The sequence below is a fragment of the Mycobacterium sp. E2327 genome (assembly GCF_001672675.1).
Lineage (GTDB): Bacteria > Actinomycetota > Actinomycetes > Mycobacteriales > Mycobacteriaceae > Mycobacterium.
Map to the genome: position 1 here is coordinate 17,635 of NZ_LZKE01000109.1, position 10,609 is coordinate 28,243.

The following is a 10,609-nucleotide window of genomic DNA, read 5'->3' on the forward strand; positions in this document are numbered from 1 at the left end:
GATACAGAAGGTTTACACCGGGGGTGAGCGAAATCAAGGGAGCGAGCCCGAAATCTGACAGCGGTGTTTGCGGGCCCTATAGTGGGGGCCATGCAACAGGCCGTTCAGCTGCGCTTCGTTCCTTCGCGCTGCCTCGCCATGGACTGTTGTTGTCGCTGTTGTTGATTTCCTGACGCCCTAACGACGCCTTAGAAATCCTCGCGCTTTCCCCGCAACGGGCAGGACCCGCGGTCCGCCCCGCGGCGTCGATGCGCGCCAGTCGAACCCTTTCAGGAAGATCAACCACCCATGACCGTCTTATCCATGCCCAACCGCGCCCTGGCGCGGGTCGCGACCCGCCGGCGCGTGCAGATCCGGCCGGCGGCCGACGTCGCACGCATGACGCGCTACCGCGGCGGCACCTACTCCCACACCGTGGACCGGATCGTGTTCGCCGACGGCAGCTGGGCGCGCACCGACCTGATCCGGCTGCATCCCAACCTGCTGGCCTACTCGCTCGACTTCACCGGCATCGCACCGCACCTGCCGTCGAGCTACCGGCTGGGCACCTGGTCCGCCCTGCCCCACCTGCGGGCCCGCGGCTGCGAGGCCGCGGTCGAATGGATCCTGCGGCACTCCTTTCCGACGAGCCACATCGCCGAGCTGAGCCAACGGTTGCGGGCCGCCGGTTACCCGCTGGGGCGGGCCAACCTCAGCGAACACGAGGCCATCGCGGCGACCCAGGCCGCGATATGGCACTTCACCAACGGCCTGGCCTTGGACACCCGGCCGCTCAACGAGCCCGTCGCCGTGGACCGCGCTCCCGGGCCGGTGATCACCTTCGAATTCGACGGCGAACCACAGCTGGGCGGGTACTCGGTATGGACCGCGTCCGACACCACCATCGATGTGAAACTGCAAAAGTCCGCCAATGGCGTTGACTGGCAGGATGTTTCGGGCTCACGGCTGACCGCCCAGGCCGGCGAGGGACGACACCGGCGCACCCTCGGCGTCGGCAGCACGTTGTCGGCCAGCAGCCACGGCGGCGGTGGGCGCGGTTACCGCCACTACCGGCTCGTCGCAACGACGGACACCCCCGGCGCGACGATCGGCGATGTCCGGTTCTGGCTGACCGGCGCCCGCCACTACCGCAACGCCGATCGGGTCGTGCACCTCTACAATTACCTACTCACGGGGGCGAGCGCCGCTTTGCGCACCTCCGAAGAGCCGCGACTGGTCGATACCCATGCAACCGCCGAATCCGAACTCATAGGACCCTTCCAGGTGCGAATCCCTTTGAGCCTCAGCGCGCCCGGCGGACACGCGCTGGTCGACGCCGACGGTTTGGGCATCGACGAGATCGTCCAGCCGGGGACGGACTTCTATGTGCGTCCCGCGCCGGGCACATCGGCGATGACAATGACCGCAACGACGCCGCACGACCTCACCGGACGGGTACTCACCGGCGAGGCATTCGCGGGGGCGTCGCAGCGATTCACCCCGGTTGCGCTTATCGTGCCAATAGACGTTGCAATCGAATTCGACATCACCTGGCAAGCCGACGAGCCCTGTACCGACATCGCGTAAGGAAGTTTCATGAGCATCGCCGAGGACGTCACACAGCTGATCGGTAACACGCCGCTGGTGCGGCTGCGCCGGGTCACCGAGGGCGCCGGCGCCGACGTCGTCGCCAAGCTGGAATCCTTCAACCCGGCTAACAGCGTGAAGGACCGCATCGGGGTCGCGATGCTAGACGCGGCCGAGAAGGCGGGCCTGATCAAGCCCGACACCATCATCCTCGAGCCGACGAGCGGGAACACCGGCATCGCGCTGGCGATGGTGTGCGCGGCACGCGGCTACCGGTGCGTGCTGACCATGCCCGACACCATGAGCGTCGAGCGGCGCATGCTGCTGCGGGCCTACGGCGCGGAGCTGATCCTGACCCCCGGCGCCGACGGCATGCCCGGCGCCATCGCCAAGGCCGAGGAGCTGGCCAAGACCGACCAGCGGTATTTCGTGCCGCAGCAGTTCGAGAACCCGGCCAACCCGGCGATTCACCGCGCGACCACCGCCGAGGAGGTGTGGCGCGACACCGACGGCAAGATCGACTTCTTCGTGGCCGGCGTCGGCACCGGCGGCACCATCACCGGTGTCGCCCAGGTCATCAAGGAACGCAAGCCGTCGGCCCAGTTCGTCGCGGTGGAGCCGGCCGCGTCCCCGGTGCTGTCCGGCGGGCAAAAAGGGCCGCACCCGATCCAGGGCATCGGCGCCGGATTCGTCCCGCCCGTCCTCGACATGGATCTGGTCGACGAGGTCATCGCCGTCGGCAACGAGGACTCGCTGACCATGGCCCGGCGGCTCGCCCGCGAGGAGGGGCTGCTGTCCGGCATCTCGTCCGGCGCGGCGGTGGTGGCCGCGTTGCAGGTGGCCCGCCGGCCCGAGAATGCCGGCAAGCTCGTGGTGGTGGTGCTGCCCAGCTTCGGCGAACGCTATCTGAGCACGGCGCTGTTCGCCGACTTGGCGGACTGACCATGCTCGCAGCCATGCGGCGGGACATCCGGGCGGCCAGGGAGCGCGACCCCGCCAAGCCCACCACGCTGCAGGTCGTCTTCGCCTACCCGGGCGTGCACGCGATCTGGGCCCACCGGGTCAGCCACTGGCTGTGGAACCGCGGCGCGCGGCTGGCCGCCCGGACGTTCGGGGAGGTCACCCGCATCTTCACCGGGGTCGACGTCCACCCCGGGGCCGTCCTGGGCCCCGGCCTATTCATCGACCACGCGACCGGCGTGGTGATCGGCGAGACGGCCGAGGTGGGCGAGGACGTGACGCTGTACCACGGCGTGACCCTCGGTGGCAGCGGCGCGGAGACCGGAAAACGCCACCCGACCGTCGGCGACCGCGTGATCATCGGCGCCGGGGCCAAGGTGCTGGGCGCGATCAAAGTGGGCGACGACAGCCGGATCGGCGCCAACGCGGTGGTGGTCAAGCCGGTGCCGTCGGGTTCCGTGGTCGTCGGGGTTCCCGGGCAGGTGATCAGCCGCGCCGGCCGGGGCACCCCCGACGACTCGATGATGCCCGACCTGGTGGGTGTCAGCCTGCAGTCCCTGCTCACCAGGGTGGCCAAGCTTGAGGCGTTGAACGACGGCCCGCAGAATGGCCGCGTCATCCGCCCGCCCGAGGCCGGCGTGTGGCACGGCGAGGACTTCCAGATCTGAGGGCGGTCTCGTGTCGGTCGGTGCGCAAGGTTTAAATCCGTTGTGAGGCAATCACATATGTCACAGCAGCGCCCGTTGACCATGCCCTATAGTGGTCCTATGTTACGGGCCTCGACGCGCTGTTGTTGCCGTTGATTCGCTGACGTTCGCGCCCGATCTTGCGCGAGACGTGGCTTTGCCCAATTCTTTTCCCGGTAATTTCCGCTATTTCGTTGCGCGGCAGAACTTTCAGGAGGTAGTCGACAGATGACCGAAACCCTTGCGGGCCAACGGCATATCGATGAAGGCCGTCAGCAGGCCAGTCGGGCGCTCGATACGGCGGTGGGGATACTCGTCGGGTGGCGCAGGTACAGCACCTATGCCGCGTTTCGGGAATTGCTCAGCGCGAGCGAACGGTACGAGGTACCGCTGTTCAAGCTGGCCTCGGCCCTGGTGGCCCTGGCCAGCGGAACCGCCGAAAGCGAGGCGGGCGTCGACGCGGCCCGGTTGGCCGCGGAACGGGAATGGGGCCTGAACTACTTGCTGTGACCGGCGGGGTCGTTCGGATGCGGGCTCAGCGGCGTCACCTCGTCGATGCGCCAGATTCGCAGGGGCATCGACGCGAGCACCCGCTCGAGCTCCTCCGCGTCGGTCGCGGCGAACAGGCCGAGAGTGCGCCATTCGCCCGGTTGCAGCGGCGGGCGCCACAGCCGCAGCAGGTGCCCCTGTTCGGCCAGTTCGCGGGAATGCGCGGCCTCCCTGGCCCGCACGTCGTCGACGGTATCCGGGGGCGTTCCATCCGGGACGTGCGTGGTCATGGTGACCAGGAATTCCATGAGCCCTCCTGAGAGGCACTGGAAAGCATTGGGTTCCACGGCCTGGCGGCCAGAGCGTGCGCGACTGAGGCTAACCCCGCTCCCCCGGGTGGACTCGAACCACCAACCCTTCGGTTAACAGCCGAATGCTCTGCCAATTGAGCTACAGGGGATTAAACCGATCGCCGGACGACTCTAGCGTACTGGCCCGACCGCGCCCAACTAGGTCGGAGGTGTCGATCCGCGGGCCCCGTTGCCACATGCCCCGCGCGCCCACCGCCGAAAGTGAGGCAGGATGGAGCCATCGATCGTCGGGAGGAACGCTTTGATCCGGTATGTCGTGGTGCTTGGACTGGGTTATGTGCTGGGCTCGAAGGCCGGACGTCGCCGATACGAGCAGCTCGTCGGCACCTATCGCGCGCTGACCAGCAGCCCCGTGGCCAAGTCGATGATCGAGGGGGGCCGCCGCAAGATCGCGAACCGCATCTCGCCCGACGCCGGTTTCGTCACGCTGACCGAGATCGACGACCAGACCGCCGTGGTCCAGCGCGACCTCGAGCGACCGGCGGATCCGGCCCTCACACCGTCAGATCGTCGCCGCTAGCCTGCTCCAGCAGGCTGCGCCGATAGGCCTCCATGGCGACCAGGTCGCCGAACAGCGCGTGATACTCGTCGCCCTGCTCGATGGGTGACATGCGCTGCAGTTTGGACTTCACCTCGGCGATCTGCCGACCCATCCAGACCTCCTGCAGGCGGGCGAGCACACCCCCGATGTAGCGCGGCAGCTTCTCGTCGTCGACCTGGATGGCCTCCACCCCCAGCTCGCTGATCAGGCCGGCCGTCAGGCTCGACGTGGTCTGCGCTCGCACCGCCTCGAGCCACTCCGCCCCGGTAATGCCGGTCGAGGTGCCGCCCGCGGCCTCGATGGCCGCCCGAACGGCCGCGTAGCCGGGGTGCGTGAAGCTCTCCACGGTCAGGGTGTCGAACACCGGACCCGCCAGCGCCGGGTACTGCAACGCCGACTTGAGGGCCTCGCGCTGGGCCCACAGGATCGGGTCGCGCGGGTCGGGACGGGCGGCGCGCGACTCCTTGGGCTCGGCCGGGGCCGGGGCGGCCGGCTGGCGCTCGGCCCGGCGGGGAGGCTCGGATGCGGGGCCCCCGCGAGCCGCGGCCTTGGACCGTTTGGCCTCGCCGCGGACCCGCTCGATGACCTGGGCGACGTCGTCCCAGCCGACCCAGCCGGCGAGCTGGCGGGCGTACTCGTCGCGCAGCGTGGGGTCTTTGATCTGGCTGACCATGGGCACGCAGCGGCGCAGCGCGGCGACCCGGCCCTCCGCGCTGTCCAGGTCCATCTCGGCGATCGTGGTGCGAATCGCGAACTCGAACAGCGGGGTTCGCCGCGCGACCAAGTCGCGCAGCGCGACGTCGCCGGATTTGAGCCGCAGGTCGCATGGGTCCATGCCGTCCGGCGCTACGGCGACGAAGGACTGCCCGGCCAGGTTCTGCTCACCGCCGAACGCCTTCAGCGCGGCGGCGCGCCCGGCCGCGTCGCCGTCGAAGACGTAGATCAGTTCCCCGCGAAAGAAGCTGTCGTCCATCATCAATCGGCGCAGCATGGCCAGGTGCTCGTCGCCGAACGCGGTGCCGCAGGAGGCGACGGCGGTGGTGACGCCGGCCAGGTGCATCGCCATCACGTCGGTGTAGCCCTCGACGACGACGGCCTGGTGCCCCTTGGCGATGTCGCGCTTGGCCAGGTCGATGCCGAACATCACCGACGACTTCTTGTACAGGGCCGTCTCGGGCGTGTTGATGTACTTGGCTTCCATCGGGTCGTCGTCGAACAGGCGCCGGGCCCCGAAACCGATCACCTCGCCGGCCGCGGTGCGGATGGGCCACAGCAGCCGCCGGTGGAAGCGATCCATCGGGCCGCGGCGCCCCTCCCGAGACAGGCCCGCCGCCTCTAGTTCCTTGAACTCGAAACCCTTGCGCTGCAGGTGTTTTGTCAGCGAGTCCCAGCCCGACGGGGCGAACCCGCAGCCGAAGTGGCGCGCCGCGTCGGCGTCGAAGTTCCGCTCGGTCAGGTACTGCCGGGCCGGTGCCGCCTCGTCGGACTCCAGGGCCGCCGCGTAGAACTCGGCGGCCGCCGCGTTGGCCGCGACCAGCCGGCTGCGGCTGCCGCGGTCGCGCTGCACGTTGGTGGCCGCGGCGCCGGTGTAGGTGATCGTGTGGCCGACCCGGTCGGCGAGCAGTTCGACGGCCTCGACGAAGCTGACGTGTTCGATCTTCTGGACGAACGCGTACACGTCGCCGCCCTCGCCGCAGCCGAAGCAGTGGAAGTGGCCGTGGTTCGGGCGGACGTGGAACGACGGCGACTTCTCGTTGTGGAACGGGCACAGGCCCTTGAGCGAGTCGGCGCCGGCGCGCTTGAGTTGGACGTAGTCGCCCACGACGTCTTCGATGCGGGCCCGTTCGCGGATGGCGGCGATATCGCGATCAGAGATCCGGCCGGCCATCGGCCCAGTCTAAAACGCCGGAGCCGATCAGCTCGCCGGCCCGATGACGCCGCACGCGATCCGCTCCATCGACTGGTCGCCGACGCCGTGGATCATCAACGCGGTCTTGTCCCCGGCCAGCAGCTGGTCCCTGGTGAACGCGTCGCTGGTGGTCACCAGGTACGCGGACCCGTCCTGGCGCACCTCGAGCATCGTCAGGTCACCGCTCTCGGGCATCCCGGAGTGCCCGGGCGCCTGGAAATGCCCGCCGGCCGACAGGAAGTTCCCGGGCGGGCCGCCGTTCGGGGCGACCGAATTCGGCTCACACTTGCCGACCTGGTGGATGTGCATGTCGTGGAGGCCGGGCGCGAGGATGCCGCCGGCAACCGTCTTGACGGTGATGGTGGCGTAGCCGTTGCTGAAGTCGAAGGTTGCGGTGGCCACGTCCTTGCCGTCGGCCGTCTTCAGTTGCGCCGTCAGCGATCCGGCGGCGGGCGCCGGTCCCGACGTCGACGACGCCGGAGCGCCGCTTTGGACCGGAGGCGTGGTGCCCGTCTGGCTGGTCGCGTGCTGGGGCGAACTGCAGGCGGTCAGGGCCACGACGGGAAGCGACAGCAAGGCGACGGCAACGGCGCTGAGTTTGGTCATGCCGGTAACGCTATCCGGTCGCCTGACGGGCGTCGATCCGCTCCAGCCGACCCTCGGTATAGGAGGCCACCTGATCGACGACGACGCGGAGCCGGGCGCGGTCGTCGGCCGCGGTGTTGAACGCTGCGGCGAACATGGGGTCGAGCGTTCCGGGGGCCCCGGAGTACAGCCAGTGCGCCACGCGATGGATGCGTTCGCGCTGCCGGGCCTGGGTTTCCAGGTGCCGGGGGTCAGACATGATGAACTGCAGCGCCAGGATTTTCAGCAGGGCGACCTCGGCGCGCACCAGGTCGGGCACCTGCAGGTCGGCCCGGTAACGCACCAGCGGACCCGGGCCGGCGGCTGCACGGGTGGTCGCAATGGCGGCCGAGGCGAATCGGCCCACCAGTTCACTGGTCAATCGCTTGAGCGCCACCGCCGCCGCCAGCGTCGCGTCGTACTTGCCGACCGCGGCGACCACGGGTAGGCCCGACAGCCGGCGCGCGGCGGCCATGAAGTCGTCAGCGCTCACCCGGGAGAATTCGCTCTCCCCCAGGTTGGCCAGCGCGGCCGCCTCGTCCTCGTCGGCCAGCACGCGCAGGTCGATGCGCTGCGAGACTACGCCGTCCTCCACGTCGTGCACCGAATACGCGACGTCGTCGGCCCAGTCCATCACCTGGGCCTCCAGGCACGTGCGATTCGCCGGCGCCCCCTGGCGGACCCAGGCCGCGGGCTCGCGGTCCTCGTCGTAGAAGCCGAACTTGCGTGCGGGCCCCTCACCGCGGGTCCACGGGTACTTGGTGACCGCGTCCAGGGACGCGCGGGTCAGGTTCAGGCCCGCGCTATTGCCTTGCGCGTCAAGCACTTTGGGCTCGAGGCTGGTCAGTATCCGGAAATTCTGGGCGTTGCCCTCGAAACCGCCGTGGTCCGCGGCGAACTCGTCGAGCGCGCGTTCGCCGTTGTGCCCGTAGGGCGGATGGCCGATGTCGTGGGCCAGGCCGGCCAGCTCGACCAGATCGAGGTCGCAGCCCAGCCCCACCGCCATCCCCCGGCCGATCTGGGCCACCTCCAGCGAGTGGGTCAACCGGGTGCGCGGGGTGTCACCTTCGCGCGGCCCGACCACCTGCGTCTTGTCGGCGAGGCGGCGCAGCGCGGCGCTGTGCAGCACCCGGGCGCGGTCCCGGGCGAAGTCGGTGCGGTGCTGGCCTTCCGTACCCGGCAGACCCGCCGTCTTCGCCGCTTCGCGCACCCGGCGCTCACGGTCGAAGTCGTCGTAGGGGTCGTGCTGATGCGTACTCACCGCAGGACAGTCTGCCAGGGAACGCGGGCTAGATTGGCCTATGCGCTCTGCTCGGCTGCTCGGCGTGATCCTGACGGTCCTCACGGGTCTCGGCGCCGGGCTGCTGCTGGCACCGACGGCGGGCGCGCAACCGCCGTTTCGGCTGCCGGATCAAATCATCGACAACGCGAACGCGCTCTCGGATTCCGGACGCGCAGCGGTGACGTCGGCCACCGACAAGCTCTACGCCGATCGCCACATCCGGCTGTGGGTGGTCTACGTCGACGACTTCTCCGGGGAAAGCGCCGACAGCTGGGCGAGGCGCACTCGAACCGTCAGCGACTTGGGCGACTACGACGCGCTGCTGGCCGTCGCCACCACCGGCCGGTCATACGCGTTCTTCGTCCCGTCGGCGATCACGAGCGTCAACGCGGGTCAGGTTGATCAGCTGCGGCGCACCAAGATCGAGCCCGCGCTGCACGACGGCGACTGGGCCGGTGCCGCCGTGGCGGCGGCCAACGGGCTCAACAAGTCGCCGTCATCGTCGGTTCGCCTGGCCCTACTGGTCGCGTTGAGCGTCGTTGTCGTCGCCGTGGTGGTCCTGCTGGTGGTGATGCGCTACCGCCGCCGGCGTCGGCGCGCCGCCGAGTTGGCCGCGGCGCGGCGCATCGATCCCACCGATCTCAACGCGCTCGCCGCGGTGCCATTGGCGGCCCTCGACGACCTGTCGCGGTCGCTGGTGGTGGAGGTCGACAACGCGGTGCGCACCAGCGCCAACGAGTTGACGCTGGCGATCGACGAGTTCGGTGACGAGCGGACTCAACCGTTTACCCAGGCGGTGAACAACGCCAAAGCGGCTCTGGCGCAAGCCTTTACGGTCCGCCAGCAGCTCGATGACAGCGTGCCCGAGACGCCCGCGCAGCGCCGCGAGATGCTGACCCGGGTGATCGTCTCGGCGGCGCACGCCAACCGCGAACTCGAATCACAGCGGCAGGCGTTCGAAGAGCTGCGGGTTTTGGTGGTCAACGCGCCGTCGCGGTTGGACGCGCTGACCCAGCAGTACGTGGAGCTAACCGCCCGCATCGCCCCCGCCGAGCAGCGGCTGGCCGAGCTGCGCAAGGAATTCGACGCCGCGGCCTTGACTTCGGTCTCCGGCAATATCGCAAGCACCAACGAGAGGCTGGCGTTCGCGGACCGCAACATCGGCTCCGCCCGCGAGCTGGCCGGCGTCGCGGGCGGTCAGCAGGCCGCGTTGGTCGACGCGATCCATGCCGCCGAGGCGGCGCTCGGGCAGGCCCGCGCGCTGCTGGAAGCGATCGACAACGCGGCCAAGGACATCCGGCACGCAGTCGCCGCTTTGCCCTCGCTCATCGACGAGATCCAGGCGGGCGTCAAGCGCGCCGACGAGCAGCTACAGAAGGCGCGGGGCGCCGGGGCGGGCCGCGCCGGCGAACTCACCGCCGCGCGCAACGAGGCGGCCGCGGCCGTCACGGGAGCCCGCGGCGCCGGCATTGCCGATCCTCTCGGCACGTTCGCCAGGCTGACTAAGGCCGACGCCGCCCTGAATCGGGTACTGGACGCCGTCGCCCAGGAGGAGGCGGCCGCCCAGCGGCTCGAGCGTTCCTTCGAACAGGCCGTCTTCACCGCGCAGGCGCGGGTGCGCGCCGTCTCTGAGTACATCGACACCCGCCGGGGCAGCATCGGAGCCGAGGCGCGGACCCGGCTCGCCGAGGCCAACCGACACCTGCAGGCCGCACAGGACAAGAAGACGACGAACGTGTCCGAGGCTATTGCCCACGCCAACGCGGCATCGACGCTGGCCGCCAACGCCCAGGCGCTGGCGAACGCGGACGTCCAGCAGGCCCAGCGTTTCTATGCCCGCCGCGGCAGCAGCGATACCGGCGCCATGATCGGCGGGATCATCATCGGCGACCTGCTCAGCGGGGCCATGCGCGGTGGGTTCGGCGGCTGGAGCCCCACCTCGTTCGGCGGCGGCCCGAGCGCCTCGGGCTCATGGGGCGGCTCGTCCGGGGGCGGCCTCATGGGTGGCGGCGGGCGGTTCTGAGACCCGGCGGACAAAGAACGGGGCCGCACACCGGTCGGTGTGCGGCCCCGCCTTGAAGCGGCGAATCAGGCCCAGCTGGAGCCGACGGCGCTGTCCGTGCTGGACATGTTGCTGCCCGCCGTCTGCACCTTCTGGCCGTGCGCGTTGGCCTGCTCGTA

At 69.6% G+C, this 10,609-nt stretch carries 9 protein-coding genes, 1 tRNA gene and 2 pseudogenes; 6 read left to right on the forward strand and 6 right to left on the reverse strand.

What is annotated here, in order from left to right; genetic code table 11:
• The first annotated feature begins 288 nt into the window (after nt 1-288).
• The 4 genes from A5712_RS12655 (at nt 289) to A5712_RS12670 (ending at nt 3,722) form a co-directional block, all read left to right on the forward strand.
• Entirely contained in the window at nt 289-1,566 is a 1,278-nt protein-coding gene (locus A5712_RS12655; RefSeq protein WP_068105076.1) for a thioester domain-containing protein, read from the forward strand.
• A 9-nt stretch (nt 1,567-1,575) separates the two neighbouring features.
• Nucleotides 1,576-2,508, forward strand: coding sequence for a cysteine synthase A (gene cysK, locus A5712_RS12660; RefSeq protein ID WP_068105078.1), 933 nt, complete (start codon nt 1,576-1,578; stop codon nt 2,506-2,508).
• Nucleotides 2,509-2,510: 2 nt separating this feature from the next.
• The gene (gene cysE, locus A5712_RS12665; RefSeq protein WP_068105080.1) at nt 2,511-3,194 is read left to right on the forward strand and encodes a serine O-acetyltransferase; all 684 of its coding nucleotides are present in this window, start codon (nt 2,511-2,513) and stop codon (nt 3,192-3,194) included.
• 246 nt (nt 3,195-3,440) lie between these two features.
• The gene (locus tag A5712_RS12670; RefSeq protein WP_068105083.1) at nt 3,441-3,722 is read left to right on the forward strand and encodes a hypothetical protein; all 282 of its coding nucleotides are present in this window, start codon (nt 3,441-3,443) and stop codon (nt 3,720-3,722) included.
• Here the strand turns inward: A5712_RS12670 and A5712_RS12675 are convergent.
• Together A5712_RS12675 and A5712_RS12680 are read right to left on the reverse strand one after the other, a co-directional pair.
• Nucleotides 3,722-4,009: pseudogene (locus tag A5712_RS12675) on the reverse strand (muconolactone Delta-isomerase family protein); the annotation flags it as partial. The gene A5712_RS12670 and the pseudogene A5712_RS12675 overlap by 1 nt on opposite strands.
• A gap of 79 nt (nt 4,010-4,088) precedes the next feature.
• A tRNA-Asn gene (locus A5712_RS12680) sits at nt 4,089-4,161 on the reverse strand.
• Between the two features lie 152 nt (nt 4,162-4,313).
• Between A5712_RS12680 and A5712_RS12685 the strand changes: the two genes are divergently transcribed.
• Nucleotides 4,314-4,592: a hypothetical protein gene (locus tag A5712_RS12685; protein WP_068105090.1), complete on the forward strand. Its 279-nt coding sequence runs from the start codon at nt 4,314-4,316 to the stop codon at nt 4,590-4,592.
• Here the strand turns inward: A5712_RS12685 and dnaG are convergent.
• From dnaG to A5712_RS12700, 3 genes are read right to left on the reverse strand one after another with little or no spacing between them, the layout of a single operon-like run.
• Nucleotides 4,567-6,501 (reverse strand): DNA primase, encoded by a 1,935-nt coding sequence (dnaG, locus tag A5712_RS12690; RefSeq protein WP_068105093.1) that lies wholly within the window; start codon nt 6,499-6,501, stop codon nt 4,567-4,569. The two genes, A5712_RS12685 and dnaG, sit on opposite strands and share 26 nt — an antisense overlap.
• A gap of 27 nt (nt 6,502-6,528) precedes the next feature.
• A complete protein-coding gene (locus A5712_RS12695) occupies nt 6,529-7,128 on the reverse strand; it encodes a superoxide dismutase family protein (RefSeq protein ID WP_082973413.1) in 600 nt (199 codons plus the stop codon).
• A gap of 10 nt (nt 7,129-7,138) precedes the next feature.
• Complete coding sequence (locus A5712_RS12700; protein WP_068105097.1) at nt 7,139-8,407, reverse strand: deoxyguanosinetriphosphate triphosphohydrolase; 1,269 nt, start codon at nt 8,405-8,407, stop codon at nt 7,139-7,141.
• Nucleotides 8,408-8,447: 40 nt separating this feature from the next.
• Between A5712_RS12700 and A5712_RS12705 the strand changes: the two genes are divergently transcribed.
• On the forward strand, nt 8,448-10,451 hold the full coding sequence (locus tag A5712_RS12705; protein WP_068105101.1) for a TPM domain-containing protein: 2,004 nt from the start codon (nt 8,448-8,450) through the stop codon (nt 10,449-10,451).
• Between the two features lie 65 nt (nt 10,452-10,516).
• Here the strand turns inward: A5712_RS12705 and A5712_RS12710 are convergent.
• A pseudogene (locus A5712_RS12710) lies at nt 10,517-10,609 on the reverse strand (type VII secretion protein EsxI); the annotation flags it as partial.